Annotated in this window: 27 protein-coding genes and 1 pseudogene; 10 read left to right on the top strand and 18 right to left on the bottom strand. The window is 36.4% G+C overall.

Annotation, left to right across the window (positions count from 1 at the left end; genetic code table 11):
* Positions 1–12: 12 nt before the first annotated feature.
* From hpaH to EGT34_RS00875, 6 genes are read right to left on the bottom strand one after another with little or no spacing between them, the layout of a single operon-like run.
* Positions 13–816, bottom strand: coding sequence for a 2-oxo-hept-4-ene-1,7-dioate hydratase (hpaH, locus tag EGT34_RS00900; RefSeq protein WP_002047348.1), 804 nt, complete (start codon positions 814–816; stop codon positions 13–15).
* Positions 817–830: 14 nt separating this feature from the next.
* Entirely contained in the window at positions 831–1,220 is a 390-nt protein-coding gene (locus EGT34_RS00895) for a 5-carboxymethyl-2-hydroxymuconate Delta-isomerase (RefSeq protein ID WP_023896685.1), read from the bottom strand.
* Between the two features lie 14 nt (positions 1,221–1,234).
* Positions 1,235–2,092 carry a 3,4-dihydroxyphenylacetate 2,3-dioxygenase gene (gene hpaD, locus EGT34_RS00890; RefSeq protein WP_002047303.1) on the bottom strand — a complete coding sequence of 286 codons (858 nt, stop codon included), beginning with the start codon at positions 2,090–2,092 and terminating at the stop codon, positions 1,235–1,237.
* Between the two features lie 30 nt (positions 2,093–2,122).
* Positions 2,123–3,583, bottom strand: a complete 1,461-nt coding sequence (gene hpaE, locus EGT34_RS00885; RefSeq protein WP_002047228.1) for a 5-carboxymethyl-2-hydroxymuconate semialdehyde dehydrogenase — start codon at positions 3,581–3,583, stop codon at positions 2,123–2,125.
* Positions 3,584–3,594: 11 nt separating this feature from the next.
* On the bottom strand, positions 3,595–4,359 hold the full coding sequence (locus tag EGT34_RS00880) for a fumarylacetoacetate hydrolase family protein (RefSeq protein WP_002047484.1): 765 nt from the start codon (positions 4,357–4,359) through the stop codon (positions 3,595–3,597).
* 2 nt (positions 4,360–4,361) lie between these two features.
* Positions 4,362–5,021: a fumarylacetoacetate hydrolase family protein gene (locus tag EGT34_RS00875; protein WP_005123999.1), complete on the bottom strand. Its 660-nt coding sequence runs from the start codon at positions 5,019–5,021 to the stop codon at positions 4,362–4,364.
* 149 nt (positions 5,022–5,170) lie between these two features.
* Here EGT34_RS00875 and hpaA point away from each other — a divergent pair, with 149 nt between their 5' ends.
* Both hpaA and EGT34_RS00865 read left to right on the top strand, forming a co-directional pair.
* On the top strand, positions 5,171–6,058 hold the full coding sequence (hpaA, locus tag EGT34_RS00870) for a 4-hydroxyphenylacetate catabolism regulatory protein HpaA (protein ID WP_024437592.1): 888 nt from the start codon (positions 5,171–5,173) through the stop codon (positions 6,056–6,058).
* A 5-nt stretch (positions 6,059–6,063) separates the two neighbouring features.
* On the top strand, positions 6,064–7,239 hold the full coding sequence (locus EGT34_RS00865) for a multidrug effflux MFS transporter (protein ID WP_024433906.1): 1,176 nt from the start codon (positions 6,064–6,066) through the stop codon (positions 7,237–7,239).
* A gap of 80 nt (positions 7,240–7,319) precedes the next feature.
* Here EGT34_RS00865 and tyrS read toward each other — a convergent pair whose 3' ends face one another.
* From tyrS to EGT34_RS00825, 10 genes are all read right to left on the bottom strand, one after another.
* Complete coding sequence (gene tyrS / locus EGT34_RS00860; protein WP_024437593.1) at positions 7,320–8,534, bottom strand: tyrosine--tRNA ligase; 1,215 nt, start codon at positions 8,532–8,534, stop codon at positions 7,320–7,322.
* An 82-nt stretch (positions 8,535–8,616) separates the two neighbouring features.
* Positions 8,617–9,150 (bottom strand): hypothetical protein, encoded by a 534-nt coding sequence (locus EGT34_RS00855; protein WP_024437594.1) that lies wholly within the window; start codon positions 9,148–9,150, stop codon positions 8,617–8,619.
* A 3-nt stretch (positions 9,151–9,153) separates the two neighbouring features.
* Complete coding sequence (locus tag EGT34_RS21420; RefSeq protein WP_267285288.1) at positions 9,154–9,291, bottom strand: hypothetical protein; 138 nt, start codon at positions 9,289–9,291, stop codon at positions 9,154–9,156.
* A gap of 101 nt (positions 9,292–9,392) precedes the next feature.
* A complete protein-coding gene (locus tag EGT34_RS21415) occupies positions 9,393–9,587 on the bottom strand; it encodes a transposase (protein WP_025464875.1) in 195 nt (64 codons plus the stop codon).
* Positions 9,588–9,660: 73 nt separating this feature from the next.
* Complete coding sequence (locus EGT34_RS21410; RefSeq protein ID WP_222110443.1) at positions 9,661–10,158, bottom strand: IS4 family transposase; 498 nt, start codon at positions 10,156–10,158, stop codon at positions 9,661–9,663.
* Positions 10,159–10,292: 134 nt separating this feature from the next.
* On the bottom strand, positions 10,293–11,096 hold the full coding sequence (locus tag EGT34_RS00845) for a hypothetical protein (protein WP_225489048.1): 804 nt from the start codon (positions 11,094–11,096) through the stop codon (positions 10,293–10,295).
* A 215-nt stretch (positions 11,097–11,311) separates the two neighbouring features.
* On the bottom strand, positions 11,312–12,736 hold the full coding sequence (locus EGT34_RS00840; RefSeq protein WP_002047437.1) for an APC family permease: 1,425 nt from the start codon (positions 12,734–12,736) through the stop codon (positions 11,312–11,314).
* A gap of 303 nt (positions 12,737–13,039) precedes the next feature.
* Positions 13,040–14,449 (bottom strand): aldehyde dehydrogenase family protein, encoded by a 1,410-nt coding sequence (locus EGT34_RS00835; RefSeq protein WP_024437449.1) that lies wholly within the window; start codon positions 14,447–14,449, stop codon positions 13,040–13,042.
* Between the two features lie 144 nt (positions 14,450–14,593).
* On the bottom strand, positions 14,594–14,965 hold the full coding sequence (locus EGT34_RS00830; RefSeq protein ID WP_024437450.1) for a cupin domain-containing protein: 372 nt from the start codon (positions 14,963–14,965) through the stop codon (positions 14,594–14,596).
* Between the two features lie 168 nt (positions 14,966–15,133).
* On the bottom strand, positions 15,134–15,943 hold the full coding sequence (locus EGT34_RS00825; protein WP_225489006.1) for a TorF family putative porin: 810 nt from the start codon (positions 15,941–15,943) through the stop codon (positions 15,134–15,136).
* Positions 15,944–16,036: 93 nt separating this feature from the next.
* Here EGT34_RS00825 and EGT34_RS00820 point away from each other — a divergent pair, with 93 nt between their 5' ends.
* The 5 genes and pseudogenes from EGT34_RS00820 (at position 16,037) to EGT34_RS00800 (ending at position 20,445) form a co-directional block, all read left to right on the top strand.
* Positions 16,037–17,404, top strand: coding sequence for an APC family permease (locus tag EGT34_RS00820; RefSeq protein WP_002047297.1), 1,368 nt, complete (start codon positions 16,037–16,039; stop codon positions 17,402–17,404).
* Positions 17,405–17,415: 11 nt separating this feature from the next.
* Positions 17,416–18,717, top strand: a complete 1,302-nt coding sequence (locus EGT34_RS00815) for an NAD(P)/FAD-dependent oxidoreductase (RefSeq protein WP_024437451.1) — start codon at positions 17,416–17,418, stop codon at positions 18,715–18,717.
* 3 nt (positions 18,718–18,720) lie between these two features.
* Positions 18,721–19,098: a hypothetical protein gene (locus tag EGT34_RS00810; RefSeq protein WP_002047467.1), complete on the top strand. Its 378-nt coding sequence runs from the start codon at positions 18,721–18,723 to the stop codon at positions 19,096–19,098.
* A 65-nt stretch (positions 19,099–19,163) separates the two neighbouring features.
* Positions 19,164–19,483 (top strand): annotated as a pseudogene (locus tag EGT34_RS00805) (DMT family transporter).
* Positions 19,484–19,749: 266 nt separating this feature from the next.
* A complete protein-coding gene (locus tag EGT34_RS00800; protein WP_024437452.1) occupies positions 19,750–20,445 on the top strand; it encodes a helix-turn-helix domain-containing protein in 696 nt (231 codons plus the stop codon).
* Between the two features lie 43 nt (positions 20,446–20,488).
* On the opposite strand, the gene EGT34_RS00795 is transcribed toward EGT34_RS00800, so the two are convergent.
* Positions 20,489–21,790 (bottom strand): NAD(P)/FAD-dependent oxidoreductase, encoded by a 1,302-nt coding sequence (locus tag EGT34_RS00795; RefSeq protein ID WP_023896675.1) that lies wholly within the window; start codon positions 21,788–21,790, stop codon positions 20,489–20,491.
* A 292-nt stretch (positions 21,791–22,082) separates the two neighbouring features.
* Here EGT34_RS00795 and EGT34_RS00790 point away from each other — a divergent pair, with 292 nt between their 5' ends.
* On the top strand, positions 22,083–22,892 hold the full coding sequence (locus EGT34_RS00790; RefSeq protein WP_000367644.1) for a helix-turn-helix domain-containing protein: 810 nt from the start codon (positions 22,083–22,085) through the stop codon (positions 22,890–22,892).
* A gap of 101 nt (positions 22,893–22,993) precedes the next feature.
* On the opposite strand, the gene EGT34_RS00785 is transcribed toward EGT34_RS00790, so the two are convergent.
* Positions 22,994–23,614 carry a TetR/AcrR family transcriptional regulator gene (locus EGT34_RS00785; RefSeq protein WP_001278392.1) on the bottom strand — a complete coding sequence of 207 codons (621 nt, stop codon included), beginning with the start codon at positions 23,612–23,614 and terminating at the stop codon, positions 22,994–22,996.
* A 166-nt stretch (positions 23,615–23,780) separates the two neighbouring features.
* Here EGT34_RS00785 and EGT34_RS00780 point away from each other — a divergent pair, with 166 nt between their 5' ends.
* Both EGT34_RS00780 and EGT34_RS00775 read left to right on the top strand, forming a co-directional pair.
* Positions 23,781–25,358, top strand: a complete 1,578-nt coding sequence (locus EGT34_RS00780) for an MFS transporter (RefSeq protein ID WP_001026287.1) — start codon at positions 23,781–23,783, stop codon at positions 25,356–25,358.
* Positions 25,355–26,443, top strand: a complete 1,089-nt coding sequence (locus EGT34_RS00775) for an HlyD family secretion protein (RefSeq protein ID WP_000105392.1) — start codon at positions 25,355–25,357, stop codon at positions 26,441–26,443. Before EGT34_RS00780 ends, EGT34_RS00775 begins: the two co-directional genes overlap by 4 nt.
* Positions 26,444–26,459: the final 16 nt, after the last annotated feature.

The following is a 26,459-nucleotide window of genomic DNA, read 5'->3' as shown; positions in this document are numbered from 1 at the left end:
GATCATGCTCCTTTATACAAAGCGAAAAGCAATTGAACCAAGTTGATCATAATCAATATGGAATGTATCACCTGCACGAGCTGCTACAGGACGGGTAAATGAGCCACCCAAAATAATTTGTCCTGGCTGCAATGTAACACCATGTGGATGCAGTTTATTGGCAAGCCAAGCAACACCTTTTGCCGGATGATTAAGTACGGCCGCTGCAACACCGGACTCTTCAATGACGCCATTACGGTATAAAACTGCTGAAACCCGGCGTAAGTCGAGATCATTCGGTTTGATTGGTCGTCCACCCATAACAATGCCAGCATTGGCAGCATTATCTGAAATGGTGTCAAAAACTTTACGGGTGATTTGAGTTTCCGGATCAACATTGTGTAAACGTGCATCAATGATTTCAATCGTCGGGATCACGTAACGAGTCGCATCCAGTACATCGAAAATAGTGCAGTTTGGTCCAGATAACGGTTTGTCTAAAATAAAGGCTAATTCAACTTCAACACGAGGCACAATAAAACGTGACATTGGAATATCTGAGCCTTCTTCAAATACCATATCATCTAGCAATGCCCCATAATCAGGTTCTGTAATATTTGAAGAAACCTGCATGGCACGTGAAGTGAGCCCAATTTTATGACCAACTAATTTTCGCCCTTCAGCAATTTTATGCTCTACCCATGCTTTTTGAATGGCATATGCATCATCAATGGTAATCTCAGGATATTGCAGTGAAAACTGGCGTATTTGCTGACCAGTTTTTTCAGCTTCATCGAGTTGAATTGCTAACTCTTGAATTTTGGCTTTATCTAACATACGACTTCCCTGCCTCAAGCCTGATTTTTTAAAAACTGATGGATATTGTTCGATTTAAAATTAAGAACGGGATCAAGTTCTGTCATTTCAAATGAAATTGCCAAAAGTCGCTGCTCTTTCAAAGGTTGGAAAAATTGTTCAATCAGGCCAAAGAGTTCAATAGCAACTTTTTGTCTGGTTTCTAAATCACGCCCTGCTCCTACTTTTAAACTCATGTGTACAAATGCATAGTCATGCTGGCCATCTGCTACACGATATTTCTCTAGACGAATAGCACGGCTGCGTATTCCACCTAAAGGAAAGACACCTGTATTTCCTAAAAAGTCATTTACGGTTTTAAACAAGTCCTGAAAATCTACAGAGTTTTCAAGGTTGGCACTGTACTCAGCAATAAAGTGTGGCATCTTTCACTCCTTGATTATGTATTGGGCATTAATGGAAAAATTGCATTAATTTGCCCTGTTCCTGAACTAGGAAAAGCTGGTGTAATAATTTCAGCAGGTTGGTTATATTTATCCCAGCCTAAAGCGCCTAAAAGCATTGCTGTATCATGCATACCACCCTCACCGAAACAATACTCGGCATATTCTGGCAACATTGCGCAAAACTCTGCCCATTCAGCGTTTTCCCACATTTTCACGACATGTTTATCGACTTGACGATCCCATTCACGTGTATAGGTATCCATTCCACGTTGCGCTTCCCAATCCCAAATGAAGCGATGTGATAGTGAGCCACTGGCGAAAATTGCAACATTGCCATCGTAACGTTCAATTGCTTTGATAAGACCTTCACCGAATTTACGGCTATCTTGTAATGAATGAGATGTACAGAAAGCTGAGACTGAAACCACTTTAAAACGACGGTCTTGATTCATATAACGCATCGGGACTAAAGTGCCATATTCCAGCTCGAGACTTTTAATGTTATGCGCCTGAACACGGACGCCTGTTTTTGCAATTTCCTCTTGCATCAACTGGCCTAAAACCGGGTTGCCATCATATTCAAATTCCATATCTTTAATAAAATGTGGAAGTTCATTACTGGTGTAAATTCCTTTGAAATGTTCACCACAGTTAATGTGAAACGCACTATTCACTAACCAGTGGCTATCGAACACAACAATAGTATCTACATCCAAATCACGACAACGCTGCCCAATTTCCTTATGCCCATCAATAGCTGCTTGGCGGCAACCTTGGTGAGGACCAGGTAGTTCAGACAAATACATAGATGGAACATGTGTAATTTTTGCTGCAAGCACTAACTTACCCATAATATTTCTTCCCTAAACTATATTTATAAATTACACGCCCCAACGCGGAATATGATGTGAACCCATTGAAATACAAACATTTTTAACTTCTGTAAATACTTCAAAACTGTATTCGCCACCTTCACGGCCTGTACCGGATGCCTTCACGCCACCAAATGGCTGACGTAAATCACGTACGTTTTGGCTATTAATAAAGACCATGCCAGACTCAATACCTGCCGCAAGGCGATGTGCCTTACCAATATCTTGAGTCCAGATATATGAAGCCAATCCATATTCAACATCATTTGCAAGACGTAATGCTTCTGCTTCATCTTTGAATTTTAACAAGCACACCACTGGCCCAAAGATTTCTTCTTGGGCAATACGCATACGGTTATCAACATCGGCAAATACTGTTGGCTGAATGAATTGACCATTTTTTAAATGCTCAGGTAAGTTTGCTGGGCGCTCTAAACCACCTGCAACTAGATTTGCACCTTCTTCAATCCCGATTTTGATGTAGCCCGTGACTTTGTTGTAATGCGCTTGGGTAATCATTGAGCCGACTTGGGTATTTGGATCTTGAGGATCTCCAACAATGATATTTTTTGCACGGCGTGCAAACTCAGCTACAAATTCATCGTATACAGATTCTTGAATAAAGATACGACTACCTGCAGTGCAACGTTCACCATTTAACGAGAAGATCGTAAACAATGCTGCATCTAAAGCACGTTCTAAATCGGCGTCAGCAAAAATAACAACTGGAGATTTGCCACCAAGTTCCATTGAATATTTTTTCAAACCTGCATTGGCCATGATTTTACGACCAGTAGCAGTACCACCGGTAAATGAAATTGCACGAATGTCAGGATGTTTTACCAGTGCATCCCCAGCATTTGCTCCATAACCCTGAACTACGTTGAACACACCTTCTGGAATACCAGCTTCTAAAGCTAAACGCCCAAGTTCATTCGCGGTTAGAGGTGATAACTCCGACATTTTTAATACCGCAGTATTACCCAAAGCTAGACATGGTGCTGTTTTCCATGTCGCCGTCATAAACGGTACATTCCAAGGTGAAACTAGTGCACATACACCTACGGGTTGGTGTAACGTATAGTTCAGCATTTGGTCATCAACCGGATATGTATGGCCATCCATGCGGGTACACACTTCAGCAAAGAAATTGAAGTTGTGTGATGCACGTGGAATTAAAACATTTTTCGTCTGATGTATCGGCAGGCCTGTATCTAAAGTTTCTAGCTCTGCGATTTTTCCGACATTTTGATCGATGAGTTCGCCTAAACGACGCATTAGTCGTGCACGTTCTTTTGCTGGTGTTTTGGACCACTTTGGAAATGCTTTTTTCGCAGCAGCAACTGCTAAATCAATTTCTCTTTGGCTGCCACTTGCTACTTCACCAATGGCTTGGTTAGTAGCTGGGTTATAGTTTGTAAATGTCTCGTCACTAGCGACTTCTTTACCATCAATCCAATGCTTAATCATGGAAAATTCCTTTATTTCACAGTATTAAAAAATTCAGTTTCTGAAACGATATAGTTCCGTAGCTTGCCTATACCTTCAATTTCAACGACAACTTCATCTCCCGGAACCACATCAGATAAGCCTTCTGGTGTTCCAGTTGCGATCATGTCACCTGGTTGTAAGGTCATAAATGATGAGATGTACTCAATGAGGAATGGCACATTAAAAATCATGTCTGCTGTAGTGCCTTCTTGACGAAGTTCTCCATTAACCCATGTTTTCAATACAAGGTTATTTGGCTCAGGAACTTGTGCACGGTCGATAATGTATGGTCCAACAGGTGTGGTTGCCTGACGGTTTTTAACGCGTAAGTTTGGACGGTAATAATTTTCCAGATAATCTCGAATCGCGTAGTCATTGCATAAGGTATAGCCTTGTACATATTCCAAGGCATTTTCACGTTTTACATTTTTGGCAGTCTTACCAATTACAGCAACAAGCTCACACTCATAATGCATATATTCAACATGGTCTGGACGCCAGGTTTGTTTGTTATGCCCTATATAAGTATTATTGGCTTTAATAAAAATCAACGGTTCTTTTGGTGGCTCAAAAGCCAGTTCACGTGCGTGATCTGCATAGTTCAAACCAAGTGCAAACATGGTGCCATTTGCAGGTGGTAACCATTCAACTTGCTCTTCCTTAAGAGTTTGGCCAGAAGGTAACTTAACGCTTAAGTCATCATTTACCTGAACATCAAAAATTTGTCCTTCATATTTAATTTTAGCTGTCTTCATAACTATGCTCCCTGTTCCTGAACAGTGTTTGTGACTTTGCCGATTTGTTCAATTTCAACAGTAACGGTATCTCCATCATGAAGATCAGCTCGGCCCAGTGGGGTACCTGTCAAAAGAATATCCCCTTCATTGAGCGTCATATATTCACTAATTTCCTGAATAAGCTGTTCCGGTGTGCGAACCCAATTTGCAGTTGTCCCTTCCTGTACAACTTCATTGTTCACATACACGCGCAGGGTTAATGCATTGACATTTTGTACTTGATCTTTCGCTACGACAGGACCTATAGCGCAAAAACCGTCACGGCATTTCGCTTTGATTGCTGGTCGATAATAACTATCTTCAGGAAGGCTAAATTCATTGATAACGACATAACCCGCAATATAGTCAGCAGCTTCACTTTCCTTTACTCGACTGGTACTTTTCCCAATAACCACACCTAGCGCAGGACCAGCTTGTAAAGTTTCATGCTGCGGTTTTACAACCACCCCACCATTACTATTTCGAGTATTTGGCGTTTTAATAAATAAAACAGGTTTAACCGGCTCTTTTACATAGGGTTTTTCATTAAAACTTTTTTGGAGTGTTTGATATAAACACTTATAATTCAAAGCAATACCAAAAATATTACCATCCAATTTGATCTCTTTTGAGTGATCCATCAGGTACTTACTCCATATTTCTTCTGTTTCATCGGAAATAGACTTTCTAACAATTAGTTAATATGTTAACTTTATAGTTAATATGTTAACTAATTTCAAGTGTTTTTTCATGTATTCTTAAAAAGCATACTTTCCAAGGAACTAATAGTATGAAAAATGGAATGATTCCTAATTTAAAGATGGGTGAGGTCTATGACCAACGCTATGCGGATGCTGAAATTCATTATGAAGCACTAAGCAAGCTTGCTCTGTTTTTTGGAATGCAAATGCCAGCACATCGGCATGACCGTTTTTTTCAAATACATTTTTTAACTAAAGGCACTGTCCGAATTTTTCTAGATGACGTGAAATATGTATGTCAGGCACCTGTTTTCTTTTTTACCCCACCTTCTGTTGCTCATTCATTTATTACCGATCCTAACTGCGAAGGCCATGTACTCACGGTACAGCAAAATATTATTTGGTCGCTCTTAGAAGATGGTTTTCAAATACAAAATTTTATCCCAATTTGTTTACAAAGAAATAATTTAGAACCCATGCTCCAGCAAAGTATGGACCAAATTGAAAGATATTTATATCAGCTCAAACTGGAATTCGAGGCAAATCGGGATGGTAAGGACTTAGCTCTAAAAAGCTTGATCAATCTAATTTTTCTCAATGTATTACGGCTCAGCAATGCTGCTCCACTGCGTGTGAAAAACTGTAAGAATGAATTATCTATTTTTAGAAAATTTAATGAATTGATTGAAGACCATTTTATGGAACATTGGTCATTAGCCCAGTACGCAAGCCACTTGGCAATTACAGAAGCTAGACTGAATGAAATTTGCAAACGTTTAGCTGATATTTCTTCTAAAAAACTTATCTTTGATCGTCAAATGCAAGAAGCTAAAAGGCTATTAATTTTCACAGATGACTCAATCAACGAAATTTGTTATCAGCTTGGTTTTAAAGATCCAGCATATTTTAGTCGTTTCTTCCAAAGACATGCAGGAATTCGTCCATCAGATTTTCGTAATCAGCATATTCAACAGTAATTAATATGAAATCGAAAAATTATGCATTAATCGGACTGTTGGGAGCTTTAGTTGCATTCGGTCCCCTATCAATTGACATGTATCTCTCAAGCCTTCCCCAAATGTCTGTAGATTTAGCGAGTTCTGCCCAGCAGATTCAAAAAACCATTACGGTGTTTTTGGTTGGTTTTAGTATTGGCATGCTATTTTATGGGCCTTTATCGGATATATATGGTCGAAAGAAAATACTAATTATAGGTATTTCGATTTATATCTTTGCCTCCATAGGCTGTACCTTATCTGAATCGGTTGAGCAATTGACTCTTTTCCGTTTTTTACAGGCTCTTGGCGGGGCTAGCGCCTCTGTCATTTCGAGGGCTTTGGTCAAAGATTTATTTGAACAGAATCATATCCCCAAAGTCTTGTCTTTAATGCATATCATTACCATGATTGCCACTCTTATTGCCCCAACTCTAGGTGGTCTGTTAACACAATATTTTGGTTGGAATGCGATTTTTAAACTTTTATCCCTGTTTTCGGCAAGTATTTTATTAGGTGTTTTTCTTAGTATTCCAAATGAATTCCCAAAAAATAGCAGACCTCATTTTATAAAAAATTATATTGCAGTAATTAAAGATAGCAGAGCATGGAGTTTTATTTTTGCTTTAAGCGGAACATTTGCCGGAATGTTTGCATATATCACAGCATCTTCATTTATATTTGTAGATCAAATAGGCTTTAGCCAATTACAGTATGCATTTTTATTCGGATTTAATATTACTGGAATTATTATATTCACGATTTTAAACACTTATTTTTTAAGAAAATACTCATCTTACAAACTTCTTAAGGCATTTACGTTAGTCGCCTGTATTTCAGGTTTTTATTTATTACTAATTAGCTTATTAAATTTTCACCATCCCTTTTATCTCATCATTGGATTACTCATGTTTGTAGGAGTAACAGGAGCTATTGGAGCAAATGCAATCGCAAATTTATTAAATATTTTTTCTCAAGCAGCAGGTACAGTTTCCGGACTCGCGGTATCTTTCCAATTTGGCTTCGGTGCCTTAGCCAGTTATTTTACAGTATTACTTTATCGCCCAGACTCTTCACTAGCCATGACACTCATTATGGCAATTTGTGGATTTATAAGTTTCTTAAGTTTGAGAATAAATAAGCAGCTCAAAAATTATTTATAGTGATATTTAAAATAGATAGAGTGAAGCAATTGTAATTACTGAACAATTGCTTCACATATAATATTAGATACTACTAAGCATTAATCTACAAAAGTAACCTTTGCAATTGCCTTTTTACTACTTTGTATAATGAAAGTCCCATTCTTTTTTACAGAATATGTGGAATCTACTTTTTCCCAGTCAACTTTTACAGCACCGCTACTCAAAGCATCTTTAGCTTGAGCTGCATTTGTAGTTAAACGAGCTTTACGTAAAATAGAAGTAATAAATACTTCACCTCCAAATTCGCTACGTGAGATGAAGACTTCTGAAATATCTGCCGGGATTTCTCCATGAGTAATAATATTACCTGTGCTTTTATTTGCAGTTGCAGCAGCTTCGGGACCATGAAAACGCTCTACCAATTCCAAGGCAAGAATACGTTTAACTTCTTGCGGATTACGGCCTTCAGACATCTCTTGAAGTATGACTTTAATTTCATCTATTGTTTTAAAACTAAGCAAATCAAAATAGCGTTCAATTAATAAATCGGGAAGTGAAAGAATTTTTTGGTACATTGTACCCGGTGTGTCAAATACCCCAATATAATTTCCTAAAGATTTAGACATTTTATTCACCCCATCTAAACCTTCTAAAAGAGGAACAGTAATGCACACTTGTGGTGTTTGCTGATAACGTTCCTGTAATGTACGTCCCATTAACAAATTGAAGGTCTGATCAGTCCCGCCCATCTCAACATCAGCCTCAAGCGCAATCGAGTCATAACCTTGAATTAATGGATATAAAAATTCATGAATTGCGATAGGCTGGTGTTGTTTATAACGTTTATTGAAATCATCACGTTCTATCATACGTGCAACAGTGTGTTGTGAAGCCAATTGAATAAGATCAGCAGCCGTTTTTTGAGAAAACCACTCGGAATTAAAAACAATTTTGGTTTTTGACGGATCAAGAATTTTAAAAACCTGTTCTTGATAAGTCTTTGCATTTTCGAGAACCTGTTCACGTGATAATGGAGGTCGTGTTGTGTTTTTACCAGAAGGGTCTCCAATTCTAGCGGTATAATCGCCAATAAGAAAAAATACCTGATGACCTAAATCTTGGAATACCTTAAGTTTATTAAGAAGAACCGTATGACCAAAATGCAAATCTGGAGCGGTCGGATCAAATCCGGCCTTAATTCTTAACGGGCGATTTTCTCTTAACTTTTTTAGAAGATCATCCTTTGAAATGATCTCATGTGTACCACGCTGTATGAGTGTAAGTTGTTCTTCAGGAGCCAAGAAATTCATCATTCAAATATCCACATCATTCATTAAATAAAGGGTTGTTCAACAACCCTGCTTACTTCCCAAGGAAACTTAAATTCACTAATTTTTAAAATGAGAGATTTAAAACCAGTTGTGCATAAAGATTGGTTTTATCATCTCCATTTTGTAAACCGTTATGTGCCAAATCATATTTCGGTTTATAAATTCCCAATAATGGAGATACTGTGAGGTTGGGTTTCACAAACCATAAAGCATATAAATCAAGCTCTTGGCCCGATAAATCAGTATTATTTTCTTTCTTTAAAGTATCAAAATCATAGGCTTGCAATCCTAATGTTACTTTTTCATGAGGACTGACACTAAAACCGAAATTTGAAATTTGTGTATTGGCATTAAATGGTCCTGAATAGTTATATGCCACTTCTCCCTGAAACCATTTTCCATATTCCAACGCACCAACGAACAAGTTGTCCCATTTTTCTGAAAAACGGCTATATCTCAGCGTAAAAGAAGGCTTCCAAGCGGTATTGAAGGTATAGCCAGTTTTTATATACCAAGCATTTTCAGTATTGGCATCGCGTTTGTCTTGAACCGCATATTCAAAACCAAAAAGTGTATTTTCTATCTCTGTACACGACAAATTTCACAGAACCCTTATCCTATCAGGATTCTGCTTTCTTAAAATTGCCAAAATTTCCTTAAACTCTTCTTTTTCCCCAAAACCAATTAAACGCTGAATCGCCATTTGAACATAGTCTAAACCATAGCGAAATAAACTCATTGAGAGTCGTCCATGCTTCTTTATTTTTATCGCTTTTTTTTGATTATGTTGCCATTCACCCGTTAAGTAACACCAACAGAAGCTTATAGCTAACACCGCAATCAATTTTTCACTCGTCTAGGGTCTGTCAAGCGCGTATTTTCAAGATTAAACCCGCGTCCTTTGAGACAACTGAATAAGGTTTCAATTTCCCAGCGTAATGCATAATCCTGAATAGCATTGGCATTAAACTGAGGAGAAACGACGAGTAAAAGCTCTCCATTTTCTAACTGTAGTGCACTTATATATAGTTTCACCCGACCAACCAAAATCCGTCGTTTACGACATTCAATTTGACCAACTTTAAGATGGCGAAATAAATCACTAATTTTATGATTCTTTCCTAAATGATTGGTGACAATGAAGTTTTTTAACACGAATGCAGAAGTTGATGTCTTGTTCAATTAACCATGTAAACCACTGCTCACCGATAAACTCTCTGTCTGCGAACACATTCACAATACGGTCTTTACCAAAAATGGCTATAAAGCGTTGAATCAAAGCAATACGCTCTTTCGTATCTGAATTTCCACGTTTATTAAGCAATGTCCAAAGGATAGGTATCGCTATTCCACGATAAACGATTGCGAGCATCAGGATATTAATATTTCGTTTTCCCCATTTCCAATTGGTTCTATCTAAAGTCAGTTGCACTTGGTCGAATGAAAACATATTGAAAATCAACTGAGAAATTTGACGATAATCAAAATACTGACCTGCAAAGAAGCGCTGCATACGTCGATAAAATGATTGTGGTAAACACTTGATGGGCAAGGCTTTAGATGCAGAAGAAAGATTACATGTTTGCTTTAAAATAATCACAAGCATGATGAGCGCAAAGCACTTTAAATGTGACTTGTTCCATTTTAGAGATTTGTTTAAGATAAGATATAACTCATTGAGATGTGTCATAGTATTCGTCGTTAGAAAACAATTATTGTGACATTATTTCAATGAGTTATCTATTTTTGTCGTGTACAGAGATTTTCTATACCTAAGCTACCTAGACCACGTAAGCTATATACATTCATTCCTTCTCGGTCAGATAAAATTGATGAAACCTGTTTTGCAAAAGCCTGATCAATAGACTCATTATGTAAATAAGTAAAGCCTAGAGTTCCTTTTTTAGTATCAGTGTAATCTAAGGTAGCCGCATAAAACTTTGAATAGGCTTGAATTGCATTATTTGATTTAAAAGTAGAGAGGCTACCGTGTAAGCCCTCTTGATTTCCAAGTTTAACCACGACGGTATCTTTAAAATTTCGATGCCCTGCCAAGTAATAGGTTCCACCACCTTTACGGTTGAAAGCTTCACCTAAAAGGGGTGAATGGCCGACATTCGGTGCATCTGCACATATCAGAAAACCATCTCCAAAACAGATATTTTGCCGACCAAAAGAAATATCTAACCCATTATGTCCAAGCCATGGAATTAAATCGCCTGATTTCCAGCCAACAAAAGCATCTTCAATTTTTGTTGCCCGTTCACTACCATCAGTAAAACCTGCTGCATCACCATCTCCCCAAGTACCTGCGCTCACTAAGTTGGCTTTACCATATACAGAACCAAATTCCCCAATTTTTTGTTCTGCATTTAGACCATATTGCAGATACCCTTCTTGCCAGCTATAGCTTTCATTTTCAGCATTTGGAATATAATTTTTCTTACTATAAAAGGTCCCTATAGTTGCAATGATATTCGCTGAAATTTGTGTATCATCAGTTTTATAAAGTTCAATATCTGCATGTGTTTTACATGCAGCCATTAATATCCCTGAGAGTGTTATAAAACGGTATAAATTTTTATTCATCGCTCTTATGTCCTTATAAATGAATGGATAAATGCATCCGGAGTAATTATTTTTAGCAGAGCGAGGACAGTTAAATATTGTAAAAAAACGACTTATTAATAAATTATTTTAGTTTTTTCTATTCTTCATAGATGGAGCGATGCATAAGAGACTATACATCGCCTTTTTTATTAAACTCTTTTAACTAAACTATAAATATTATTATAAAGATCAATATGTTTTTTCTTTAGGAAAGCACCAGTCACTAACCCAGCAATAATACTTATAAATAAAACTATAGGCATAATATAAATAGTCGGACTATTACTACCACTCATGATATCTAAATTCTTAATCACAAGATAAAGAATAAAAGCCATTCCTATGCTTGAAATAGTTGGAGCAATTAAGCGGCTCCACATGCTAACTTTGAGGTCTTTATTTTTAATAAAATATGAAATAACCGCCAAGCTTACGCCAAATTGTAAAGCTAAAATTGCCATACTTCCAAAAGCCGAACACCATGAGAAGATATCAATCATCGGATCAAAATGCATAACTGCGAATACGACAATACACATCATTATGATAATGCCTTGAACAATACTGGCAATATATGGGGTTTGATGTTTAGCATGAGTTTTTGAAAGCTTTGACCAAAATAAGCCATCACGACTAATGGTATACATATATCGTGCAAGTGAATTATGAAAAGCCTGAGTAGCAGCAAATAGACTTGTTAATAATAAAACCGACATTACGTCTACTGACCATTTACCCAAAACAGCGGTAGCCACATCATACACATACATTCCCGGATCTTTGCTTGCTATTGCTACAATAGCTCCAGATGAGCTATAAAGGATAAAGCTCCAAGAGGTAAATACAAAAAATATAGCGATTAAACCTACAGCAATAAAAGTAGCTCTAGACACCACTTTTTTAGGATTTATACATTCTTCAGAATAAATTGCCGCTGCCTCAAATCCTATAAATGAACAGATGGCAAATACCATTGAAATACCAAAATGATTGGTAAAAATTGTACTTGGTTGAAATGAAGTAAATTCAAAATTTATGGGCTTCTGGAATATCGCAATATCTATTAGCAAAATAATACCCACTTCAAGAATCATTAAGAGGCCTAGAATTTTTCCTCCAATTTCAACTCTTGCAATACCCAGTAATATGACCACAATTTGCATAGCCAATGCATAAACCCACCAAGATATATCAATTCCCAAGTGAGAAACGACCAAGTGTTGAGTAAAGAAGCCAAACATGGCTGTCACTGATAGTTGAATTGCCGTATATGCCAAAATAGCAACACTTAAACCCGAAATGCCTGGTCCAACACCTAAACCTTGTACAATGTACGTATAAAAAGCCCCAGCATTGACGACATATTTACTCATAGCTATAAAACCAAAACTGAAAATAATCAGTAGTAAAGCAGCTACAATGAAAGAGCCGGGTACGCCTGCTCCATTTCCTAACATAAAATTTAAAGGCATTGCACCCACGACTCCAGTCAATGGAGATGCAGCTGCAACAACAAAAAATACGACCGTCCATAGTCCTAGACTGCCTTTTTTCAGATTATTTCCATTATTCATATAAGCTCCCCGCGAACGAGAATAAAACTATATAGCTCTGTCTATTTTGCTCTTCATTCTCTTAAAGATAAGATTTTCAAAATCGACCTGTCTTGTGCAGCAAATTTATGAACCCAGCAGAAAATTCTTGACTAGAATCTTAAGACTTAAAATTGCTGTCATCAGTTTTAAATTAAATGAAAACACTAAAGATCACTTGTAAAAAAACGACATTCTTAATATTTCAATAAGTAACTAATTTATATAAAAAAAGCCATTTAAAAAACTTAAATGGCGAAAGACACAACTGATGTATTTAAAAAATCAGGCTTCTGTTATATGAACTGATTGCTTATGGGTATATTGCAGCAGCCCCCCCATACCAAAAGAATACCCTAAACCAGAAAGCTTCCAGCCCCCAAAAGCTGCTTCCGGGGAAAGATCTGCATGGCTATTAATCCAGACCGTCCCTGTTTCCATTTTTTCGGCAATTTCCTGCGCTTTTTGCAAGTCTTTAGTCCAGACCGAACCACCTAGGCCAAATTCACTTTGATTTGTAGATTCAACGACTTTATCAATATCACTAAAGCGTAAAATAGGTAAAACAGGACCGAATTGTTCTTGTTCTACAATTGCTGTTTCTTCATTTACATCTACAACAAGAGTCGGGGCAATAAAATAACCTTTTTCAGGAAGTGATTGATGAGCACGGATTACTGTCGCACCTTGTTCAATTGCATCTTCAATCAAACGCTGCACTTTGTCGAACTGCATTTTATTTTGTACTGGGCCAAAAGTTGTCGAAGCTGCCAAACCATCCCCTAATACCTGAGCATTAATAATCTCGGTAAGTTTCTGGACTACCTGATCATAGATATTGTCATGCACATATAGTCTCTTCAGACATGCACAAGTCTGGCCAGCATTTAAAAAAGCGGACATAAATAGCTTCTGGCATGTAGTTTCAACATCTACATCATCCAAAACAATCCCAACATCATTTCCGCCTAATTCAAGTACAACACTTTTTAATGTGTTGATTGAATTTTGTAGTATACGTTGCCCCGTACTTGTTGAGCCTGTAAAAGTCACTTTTTCAACAACCGGATGTGCCGTAAGCGCACTACCGATTTGCCCATCACCCAATACCAGACTACATACACCGGCAGGTAAATGTTTATTGATAATCTCGACCAGCTTAATAGTACTCAACGGCGTAAATTCTGATGGCTTATTAATCACACAATTTTTAGTTTTTAGCGCAGGAAATAGATGCCAGGCAGCGATCATAAATGGCCAGTTCCACGGTGTAATAGATGCAATAACCCCAAGTGGTCGATTATAAACCGTAATCTTTTTGCCATTCGTCTCCTGATAATGCTCGACGGGAATCGTTAAACTTACAATATAATTGATCCACTGCGCTGTAAGCTCAACCTCTAACTGCGCCAAAAAAACGGGTTTGCCTTGTTCTTGAGTAATAAGAATAGCAAGCTCATTTTTTTGAGACAAAATATCTTCGGCAATTGCATGAAATGCCTGTACGATTTTTTGGTCATCTACATTTTTCCAGGTTGCAAAAGCTTGCTTTGCTTTGGCAATACAATCATCTAGCTGTTCTGGTGTCGTTGATGAGACAGTTGCTATTACATCCAATGTTGCCGGATTAATAACATCAATCGTTTTACCTGTCCCTAGTACTGTTTGACCATTTATATACATAGACGTATTCATACAATCTTCCTATGATCATGTATATAAAGCGACTAATTTTAGCTTTTAAAATTGTTCACTTTAATTGAAATAAAAGAATAAAAACATCAAATCAATGACATCTTTTTAATGGGAAAAAGCACACTGATTTGATGTTTAAACGGTTTAGACAACAGCAAAATAATGTTTGATAAAGAAGTCTGATTTGACTTCCCATACCGTTGAAGTTCCTTTTTCGACTACCCAAAAATCACCTGCTTTAAATGTTGTAGTCACCCCAGTTGATTCATCAGTAATAGCTACCTCACCAAAAATAATCACAGCCTGCTCACTGAATGGGTATACCAATCGGTATTTACCTTTTTCTGTACCAAAATAACCTGAGCTAATCGCATCTGTAGGGGCACCTAAAGACATTTTTCCGAAGACCTTTACATTTGGTGAACCATCTAATACTTCACCACCTAGATCTGTAATCTGTCCCCATGCATCTAAATGTTCAAGCTGGTTGAGTTTTCCGATACTTGTTAAAGCCATTTGCTTACCTCTACATTTATTTCAATTTACACATGAAAACTTTTTCAAAAATGCTGAATTCATGCCTGACGTGCTATTAATAACAAACTAAGATTTGCCAATCTTGTAAAAAAACGACATAGGTACACCTTATATATTTCAATCAATAACAATATGTTTTTCAGTACTCTAAAAGCTTTTCCCAACGCTCAAGTAGAGCGTCCCTTGCATATTTTTATTAGATGTATCAATCGTGGTATCAATCCATGATAATTCCGCGTCTAACCCTTTAAGTGTTGCGCGGACTCCTATTTTGTAATCGACGTAAGCTTTTTGAGTTCCCTCACCACCAAACACTTGTAGAAACTTTTCCTTATTTTCAAGTAAGGTATAACCGGCTGAACCAAATAAGTTAAATGTATTGTTTAAAGGGTAACTATATGAAATATTTGTATAATATTCTTTCCCAGAACTGGTTGTGTAATCTGGTGAAAAATAAAGTGCGGCACTAAGTTTATCCTTGGCCATGAACAAATTGACCCGGTTATAAATTAAATTGAACTCATTGAAGTCAGCATTCAATTCACTTGGTGAACCCACATAGTTAACATCTACAACTCCGATGTCTAAGTAGGAATGCTCACTTAAACTCCAGATGTAACCTAAAAAAATATCAGCCTCTATAGAGCTTTCAGGATAGACATTTTGATTTGACGCCCATAAATTCAAATAAGCTCCAGACTTATGAGAGAAATTAATCCCCCCTTGTATAGCTGGTTTCCTATTAGTCATAGATACACCGCGAAAGTTGTATTGATTTGCCAGAAGCACATTCCCAGTTATATGAATTGAGCTTAATTCTTCCATTTGAGATTGAGCATATGTCACGTTTGTCATTAAAAAACTAATTAAAAGAAAAGGCAGCCTTTTATAAATTTCCATCTCAAGCCTCCTTGTTGATATGGTTTGCCTAGCATTCTCTGCATAAGAATCATCCATGTTCTGTGTTCATAAAAAATCACCCGAATGGGTGATTTTTAAAAATTAATTTGCAGCTTAAATAATCAAACAATCTTTTAAATGGAATTAAAGATGTTGTTAGATAAAACGTTAAAGTGGACAGATGCTTTTGCTCTATCAATGAGTGTCTCAGGAGCAATTTTTGCGTCTTTCGGTTTTGCACTCGGATATTTAGGAGCATTTACCGCAATTTTTGTATGGGTTTTCGCAGCTTTAATTGGCAGTTTGCAAAATTGGTTCTTCTTAGAAGCAGCCACTATGTTTCCAGATAAATCGGGTGGCATTGCCCTCATCGCAACTGAAGGCTGGAAAAATAAATTTTCGTTGGCTGGTCCCATTGCATCTTTTGGTTATTGGATGGGATGGTCTGCAGTTCTATCAATTGTTGGTGTAAGTGCCGGTTCAATTATCAAAGAACAATGGTTCCCTAAAAGCCATTTCACTTTGTCATTAGGTTTTACTAGTCTGGAATTACCCCAAATATTTGCAATTGTAATCATCATTTTATTTTGGATCCTGAATCGACGAGGAATTGACCTTGCTGCAAAGGTCTCAAAAATTATGGGGATTTTTCTTTTAATTCCAGTCTCTGTTCTAGCTTTGGCCCCTTTTAGTAGTGATTGGCAATTAGAGCGATTATGGCAAAACTTTCATTTGGAGCACTTTACAACACTAAGTGGCTTTAAAGTTTTAGCTATCTGGTTATTTTTAGTCTGTTGGAGTTCATACGGTACCGAGATGTGCGCGAGTTTTGCACCTGAATATAAAACCACTCGGGATATGAAGCTTTCAATCATTAGTTCTGGTTTTTACACCGTGTTGGTTTTTCTATTTGTCGGTATTGGTATATCAGGACTAGTTGATGCCAAAACAGCTCTAGCTAATCCAAACGGTTTCTATATCGATATGTTTATAAAACTTACTGGTGAACGCTGGGCACCATTATTTAGTATTTCTCTACTCTTTGCGCTATTTATGGGTGTGAATGCAGGTATAGCTGATGGATCGCGTGCCTTATACGGTATGGCACAAGAAGGGCTCACCTTAAAACAATTCAGCAAGTTGAACAAACACAATATTCCAGAAAGATGCATTGTTGTTGCAGTAGTGATTAATGTACTTATGATTATTTTCCTTAAATCACCATTAGCAATCCTAATTGCAGCAAATTTGGGTTATGTACTTTCAATATTTTTTGCATTAACAGGTTATTGCTTATTAAAAAATAAATACAAACAACAAAATCGAGAAATAAAGCTTAGTCAAAAATGGATTCCTTTTGCTTACCTTCTCTCTATTTATACCCTCATTATTTTAATCATTGGTGTGATTTATACAGAAGAAGCTGGCTACGGCTCTATTAAAGAACTACTTAGCGCAGTACTTATTTTATTAACTTCACTCATCTTTTATTGGTTTCGGAAAACCTTTCAGAAATAAGGATATAGATCATGTTATCAGTTGAAATGCCAACAACCTATTATACGACCACAAAAAAATATGACTTACACTTTCCAAATTTGGAGGATGATATTGATGTAGATGTAGTCATTATTGGTGGTGGATTCTCTGGTGTGAATACCGGTCTTGAACTAATTGAACGCGGTATAAAAAGTATCGCCATTCTTGAAACTAATTATATTGGATTTGGGGGGTCAGGTCGTAATGGTGGCCATATTATGGCTGGAATTGGACATGATCTTGATCGTATTAAAAAATTTGTTGGACAAGATGGCTTAAACACAATTTTTGAAATCAGTGATTCCGGCTCGCGTATTATTAAAGAGCGTATCCAAAAATATAATATTGATGCAGATGTGGTATGGGGATACGGCTATCTCGGATTTAACAATCGTCAAGCTAAATTATTAAGACAATGGGAAAAAGAATACAAGAGTATTAACAATGATGTTGAAATTGAGTTTCTTGAAGGTGTTGAAGTAAAAAAAATAGTCGGTTCAGATAGCTATGCCTGTGCGTTAAAACATATGGGCAATGGTCACTTTCATTCTCTCAATATGCTCTTGGGGTCAGCGAAAGCTTTTACCGACCAAGGAGGACAAATTTACGAATACTCTCCTGCTATAGAAGTAACCTACGGTGAAACAATCAGAGTTAGAACACCGAAAGGTTCAGTTAAAGCGAAAAAATTATTGTGGTCATGTGGAGCTTTTTTAAATCGTTTAGAGCCTTATTTACATAAAAAGACCATCAATACTTATGCTTTTCAACTTATGACAGAGCCATTAAGTGATGAACTCATCCATCGCATAAGCCCTATTCGTGGAGCTTTTAGTGATATTCGCCCTGTAATTGACTATTACAGGATAACTAATGAAAACCGTTTGTTATTCGGTTCTGCGACAGCAATCACGGAATATATTCCATCTGACTTAAAGAAATGGAATAGACAATTAATGCTGAAAATCTTTCCTTATTTAGAAAATGTTCATATCGATTTAGCATGGGGTGGCCCTATGGAATGTTCAGCCACCCTCTTCCCACAGATTGGCAATCATCCTAAACATAAAAATGTTTTCTTTGTACAAGGATATTCTGGCTTTGGTGTAACACCGAGCCATGTCATCAGTCAGGTGGTCGCAGATGGAATGATGGAAGGCTCTAAATATTGGGACGTCATTAGCGCTATCCCTAAAGCAAGTGTTTGGGGTAAAGAACACTTCAAATCACTATTACTTACAACTGCGAAATTTATCCACCAATTGGAAGGCTATGCCAACGGGAGACGTTAAATCATGCCTAAAACAATTTTGAATACCAAATTGGAGCTCCTACAAACGCTTTGGAAGCAAAAAGATGTACAAGGAATCTTTGATCATCTTTATGTAGATAAAACCGAGATTAGTGGGCAAGGTACGACTGAGTTATATACAGGTAAAAATAAACTAATCAACTTACTAAAAGATCTTGTAGAGGGATCTTGTGATGTTAATCTTCGTATTTTTAAAAGCACTGAATTAAGCAAGCAATTAATACTCACATGGGTAAATTGGACAGTTTATACCGATGATAGAAATGATCATTTTACAATGAAAAGTCTCTTTTTATGGCAAGAAATTGATCAAGACTGGAAGATTATCGCTGATATGTATGCTGATGACGCAATAAATTAATGAATTAAGGACAATCTCTCAGATTTGGGAGATTGTTATTTTTTTATTATCGGGATAATTTTCTGATGCTTAAATTCTTATTATGTATTGCTATATTAATCGAAACAATTGCTACAACTTTTTTTAAAGCTTTCTGATGGCTTTACCAAACCTCTTTTTAGTTTCATTACAATCCTCGGTTATATAGTTTCCTTCTATTTGCTCTCTATAATCGTAAAAGAATTACCAATTGGAATTGTTTACGCAGTATGGTCTGGTATGGGTATCATCTTGGCAAGCTTTTATTGGCTATTTTTTGTTTAAGCAAAGCCTAAATATTTCAAGCCTAACTAGTATCACTTTTATCATTACAGGTGTAGTTATTGTTAATTTTTATTCGACATAATTCTAAATAAAATCATATAGATAAAATAAAAAATCAAGCTTAAAGTTAAATAATTTCAAACGAATATAGACAAAATTAGTTAACATGTTAATATTTATTCATTGCTGAAGGACTTAGCAAGTAGATGAATAAGGGACATACCAGTATTTCTTTAAGTAATTAATTCTTGAGTTTGGGAAAATTCCAATTTTAATAAGAAGTTAATTAAGAAATATAATGATCGCTCTGAATTCATCACGTAATTTAATATTACAGGATGACTGATTATGTTGAGCCGCTCAAACTATATGAAAGTTTTTAATGAGCTTGATGAGATTTATACCTCTAAATCTTTTGAACATCTCAGTCTTTTAACTTTTTTAAATAAAAATGTATATGAATCTCCAATGATTTATTGGAATATCAATACGAAAAATGAAATTAGCTATGACTGTTCACTAGGTATTGATGATAATTTTATAGAGCTTTATCATTTATATTATAAAGATTTAGATAATTTACATCCAAAAAAAATAGGAAATTACTTTTTAAATCATAGCAATATAGTATGCGAACTTGACTATATGAATAAATCTGATTATGAGAAATCGACTTTTTATAATGAATTTTTAAAGAAACAAGATGCTTATAATATTATACAATTACATCTAACTCATAAAAATAAAGCATTTGGAATAATTAATTTTTTAAAAAATAAAAATAAAAACAATGACTACCTGAGTTTAAGTTTTTTAACAAAAATTATTTCCAACCATGAATTTTATAAAAATAATTGCAAAACAATTAATCAATACGATCTCACAAAAAGAGAGTGTGAGGTTTTTAAATTATTAAAAGATGGTTTTTCATATAATGAAATTTCATCAAAACTATTTATTAGCTTGAATACAACGAAAACGCATTCAAAAAATATTTTTTCAAAACTTAATATTCAGTCACGTTATGATTTAAAAGACTTTTAAAAGGAATATCAAAAGATATTCCTTTTCTAGTATCCACTTTCTTCTAACGGCGTCCCTGCCCATAGCCTTTAATTTGGTGCAATACCTTACCTAACGTGCACATTGTTGCTCTCATTGAGTCTTTAAAAGGTATTTCTGGTTTAGAGACTGAACTCAGTAACTTAAAGTGCTCACTTCCCCCTAATATCCCTTGAGCAAGAATTTTGCAAATAATCTGACTTGGGGTGACACCAAAACCACAGTAACCTTGAACAAAAAAGACATTATCGTGGTCTTTTAAAGTACCAATTTGTGGAAATAAATTTTTAGTTGATGCCATTGGCCCACCCCAAGCAAGATCGATTTTTACATGCTCCAGATAAGGGAATACCTTAAGCATTAATTGGCGGTTCCACTCTTTTAAGTCTTGAGGAATATAATCTACTAGCGGTGTTGCAGCACCAAACAACAACCTGTTTTCTTTAGTTACACGGTAATAATCAATTACTGGGCGAATATCGCTATATGCCCCACGAATCGGACTTATCCTATTTATTAATTCATCACTTAAAGGCTCAGTCATTAGCTGAAATGCATATGTATTAATTGTTGTTTTATGTAATTCCGGTTCTAACTTGTTTAAAAAACTATCGCAGGCCCAAACCATTTTATTAGCCTTTACACAGCCTTTTGCTGTTCTCACTGTAATTTTTTTTCCATACGTCACTTCAACTGCTGGTGTATGTTCAAAGATTTTTACCCCATAAATTTCACTACATGCTTTAGCTTCGCCCAAAAGTAAATTTAATGAATGAACATGGCCTCCCCCCATATGGACAAGCGCACTGCCATAAACTTCAGAACCAATAACCCGTTGGACATCTTTTCCTTCAAGATAATAAATCTCGTCCCGGTTATTCATGGTCTTAAATTGCTTTTCCCAGCTTTTTAATGTCTTAGCTTGACGAGAGTTAAAACCTAAATATGTATAGCCATTGGTAAAATCAGCATCAATATTATATTTTTGAATACGCTCACGCATAATTTGTGGGCCAAGCTCACTAAGTTCAAATATTGTTTTCAGCCCTTCTTCACCTACTTCATGTTTAATATTATCGAGGTCATGGCCTATACCAGCCATAACCTGTCCACCATTACGACCTGAACCACCAAATCCTAAATAACGGCCTTCTAATACGACAATATTCTTTACCCCCTGTTCAGCTAACTCCAATGCCGTATGAATACCGGAAAAACCACCACCAATAATGACAACATCTGCATCAATATCCTGTTCAAGCTGTGGAAAATTCAAAAAGTACTTTTTAGTCGCTGTATAGTAAGTCGCTGTTTCATCTGTATGCATCGTCGTCTTCATCCATAATCAATTTATTTGTTCTCATTATTCGTAAATTGTAGATTTTAAGATTGTAAAAAAACGACATCCGATAAATAAATGATTTAATAGATTTTATTGAATTTAACAATTTAAATTTGCACTATTTCAGTTATTATTTGCCCTAATTCAAGGCACAAAACGATAGGTGGTGTTGTAAAAGACAGAAAAATAGTTAATATATTAACTAATAAAAGGACTTTACTTATTTGGCATGTAACTTGCTCAGCTAAGTTCAATGTAGTGTTATGAGATGACTTCAATGGATATGAGTTCTTGCACTAAAGCAGGCGAGCAGCTAGCTCGATTCTACTGTGAACAACCTTTTTTTAAGAAAAGGATACATAGTTATCAACGATGTGATGCTTTTTCACATATCATCTCCGAATTTTATCGGCTAGATATATCTAATATTGAATACCCTGTTTTAGCCGTTCCAGATGGATGTATTGATATTTTATTTGAGTGTAGCCCACAACAACCGCAGGCCCGTATTTGTGGTTCTACTCTTAATTCTCAGGTAGTGCCACTTAAAGAAAACACCCCTTATTTTGGTATCCGTTTTTTACCGGGCATTATCCCCAACTTTATTGAGGTATCTAGTGAAGAAATTTTAAATCAATGCCTTAATTTTAACGAACTTGTATCAAATAAAAACTGGCTTATTGAAAAAATTTCTTCTGAAGGATCTATTGATCAACAAATTAATCTATTTTTAAATACTTTTTCTGAAAGGCTCAGTAGAAAGTTCTCTACAACAACCCAAGAAGTTCTTCATTTTATTATTACCCAGAATAATGAAATAAAGATTAAAGACCTTGAAAGATTGACTGGTTATTGTAGCCGCCATATTCAAAGAATGTTTAAACATGATGTTGGAATGAGTATAAAAACCTTTGCTTGTATCATCCGTTTTCAATCGGCAATACAAGCTATGAATACATCAAAAAGTTTAAAACTATCTGATTTAACTTATGATTTAGGCTATAACGATCAAGCTCATTTTCATAAAGAGTTTAAAAAATTTAGTCAAATGTCTCCATCTGATTTTATAAAATATTTTAAGAATTAGTGTGAAGTCAATTTTGATAAGCTTATAATATGGGTGCCTTTACCTTAATTTTATGGCACCTACCTTCTCTTTCAGGTCATAATAAATAAACTGCCCAGAAATCAATCTAGTTTGTAATTAATATTTTTTAAAAATAAATCAACAGCGTATTCAACCCAAGTACTAATTTCATCAGCTGAGATTAAATAATCAGGATGAGTCAAACATTTTAGGTGGGCATCACTTCTTAAAAGCGATAAAAATATATTTGCTGCGACTTCCGAAGAAGATGTTAATTCAATTTCTCCTTGTTTAACCGACTTTTCAAGATAACCTGCAATAATATTTGCTAGACGTTGTGGTCCCACTTCAAAGAACTTTTCGGATAATTCCGGGAACCTTACAGCCTCTGCAATACAGACTCTAAAAAAAGCCAAACCTGAATGCGATAAGATAAAGCACAGATAAGTTTTCCCAATTTCGGTTAAAGCTGAACGTAAATTTTTGGCTTTTGTCTCGACCGACATAATTTGTTTTTGCATGTTGGTACATTGACGTTCAATGACCGCAGCAAACATCGCTTCTTTATTTTTAAAACAACCATACATAGTCGCTTTTGAAACGCCCGCTTCTTTTTGAATCATATCTGTGGTTGTCCCACTAAAACCATGGATCAGAAAAAACTTTGTTGCTGCATCCAGAATTTTTTGATCTTTCTCATTCGTTTTAGTGCAATCAGACATACAACCCTACAAACATATTTAGCAATTTCATTCTTAGTGTAACTCATCGAAAAGTTCAAAATCGAGAATTGACGTAAATTTAATAAGATAGTAGAGTACCGATCGGTACAGTTGAGCTTAATCACCGCTATAAGCATTAAGCTCATTTTTAAATTTAAGGTAAAAGATGAATATACGACCACTCATCGGTTTGGCAGGTGCAATTTTTGCAGCCATGACTGTCGAATTTAATAACCGAATTAGCAGCATTACCTTGGTCGATATTCGCGGTGAGATGGGTATTAGTGTCGACTCTGGTTATTGGGTCAGCAGTATTTATGCCAGTGCCATGATTATTGGGATGATCCTGTCCACCAGTTGGGCGGTTATTTTTTCTATGCGTCGGGTTCTTCTTTTTGCGATAGGACTTTGCCTCTTCTCTAGCGTTTTAATTCCTTTTAGCCCAAATATCGAAATATTTTATTTATTACGGGGCTTACAAGGACTCGCCAATGGTTTAACTATTCCTTTATTAATGGCATGTGCACTTAGATTCCTAGGACCTGAAATTCGTCTATGGGGCTTGGCCTGCTATGCATTAACAGCAACTTTTTTCCCAAACTTAAGCGCTGCGCTTGCTGCCTTTTATTTAGATGTGATTGGTTGGAAGATGATATTTTTCCAAACCATTCCTTTTTGTGCTTTAAGTGCTGCGTTAGTTTACTTCGGTATTCCGCAAGATCCGTTAAATTACTCAAGAATAAAAACTTACGATTGGACTGGCGCGATTCTAGCCATTATTGGTTTGGCAAGCCTTAGCACCATGCTTTTGCATGGCAATCATTTGGACTGGTTCCATTCAAAATTGATTTGTGTTTTGGCTTTAATGAGTGCCATTACCCTACCTTTATTTTTAATACATGAATGGCGCTATCCAACACCATTAATTAAACCGCAAATGCTCGAAATACGAAATTTTGGTTATGCTGTTATTGCATTGTTCTGCTTTGTTGTTATTGGTATGTCAACCAGTACATTACCCCTTAATTACTTAAGCGCTGTGCATGGTTATAAGCCTACTCAAACCATGTGGATTGGCTTACAAATTGCCGCATTACAATTTATCTATATCCCGATTGTTATTAAAGTTTTGAACCAAGCTTGGGTTGATAGCCGATATGTACATGGGTTTGGTTTGCTTTTGGTTATGGTTGGCTGCTTAGGTGCAAGTCAACTTGATACGACTTGGAACCAAGACCAATTCTATTTTTGGCATGCAATCTCATGTTTAGGCCAAACCTGTGTAGTGCTTTCGCTCCTCATGATGGGTACAAATAGTGTCCACCCAACTATGGCAATCTATGCTTCACCTATGATTAACACCCCGCGTGCTATTAGCGGCGTACTTGGTGTGTGCCTTTTAGACTGGGTCAATCGAGTACGTGGTGAATACCATTCAACACGGCTGATTGAAAATACCGCACAACATGTTTTTCAAAATATTCAAGGTCCTGTTATTAATCCTCTTACCCCGCCTGTGCTGAGTGCAGATGGTACCGAACGTGTCTCCGGTGGTTTATCTGCCTTAAATTCTGCGATTCAGGCACAGCAATCAGTGTTAGTCATTAGTGATCAATATCTGATTTTAGCGGGACTTACTGCACTTTTATTTATCGTTATGCTGATTTTGCCAGTTAGAACTTATCCACCACGCATTGCTCTCATTAAGTTAATGAATAGTCATAACTCAGGAAAATCTTTATGAGTACTCTCGAAGCCCAAGATCACTCCATGACCGAGTCACCCAAGTTAACAAAGATGCAATATCTTAAGAAACACTGGGTTATGGTTATTGCATTTATTATCGTTCTAGTTTCCATTTTATGGATTTTAAAAGTTATATTTTTACCTTCTTCCATTGTTAAAACTGACGATGCACGGGTAGATGTCGAGTACTCAACCATTGCTCCCAAAGTGTCAGGTAATATTGAAGAAATTTATATTAAAGATCACCAGACCGTAAAAAAAGGCCAGCTTTTGGCACGAATTGATGCACGTGATTATCAGGCGGCTTTAGCTGAAGCTGAATCTAATTATGCCAAAGCACAAGCTGACTTAAATGAAGCAATGCTGGCAGTAGAAAGACAACCAACTGTTATTCGAGAAACAGAGGCCCAGCTTAGAAAAGTAGAAGCCGGCATTAAACTCACTAAAGATAATACCGCACGCTATGAGCAATTACAGGCACTTGGCGCTGAATCTAGATTGATTACACAACAGTCAAAAACCACACTAACCGAGCAATATGCCGACTTAGACAGCAGTAAAGAAAAAGTCATTGATGCGCAGTATCAGCTCAACCAATATAAGATTCAGGTTCAAGCTAAACAAGCGGCTTTGAAACAAGCCCAAGCTGCGCTTGATAAAGCAAAACTGAATCTGAGCTATACAGAAATTCGAGCGCCTATTGATGGTATGATTGGGCAGAAGTCTGCAAATGTGGGCAACTTTGTTGGCGCAGGTAATCCACTCATGGTGGTTGTGCCTTTAGATCAAGTGTATGTAGAAGCAAACTTCCGTGAAATTGAGCTAAAACAAATTAAAATCGGCCAGCCTGTCACTGTTTATGTCGATGCTTATAACGTTGAGTTAAAAGGTGTAGTAGATAGTTTTTCACCATCGACTGGTGCATTCTTCTCGCCAATTTCAGCAACAAATGCGACGGGTAACTTTACTAAAATTGTTCAGCGTTTACCTTTACGCATCAAGCTCCTTGAGAACCAACCTGATATTAAATTGTTGCGTCCTGGTCTATCTGTTGTGGTTTCTGTAGATACGACTAAAAAATAAATTTGAGGATGCTAGT

This window comes from Acinetobacter sp. FDAARGOS_558 (assembly GCF_003937785.1).
Classification (GTDB): Bacteria; Pseudomonadota; Gammaproteobacteria; order Pseudomonadales; family Moraxellaceae; genus Acinetobacter; species Acinetobacter baumannii.
Note: the sequence above shows the minus strand (reverse complement) of the source record. Positions and strands in the feature narration are given on the sequence as shown.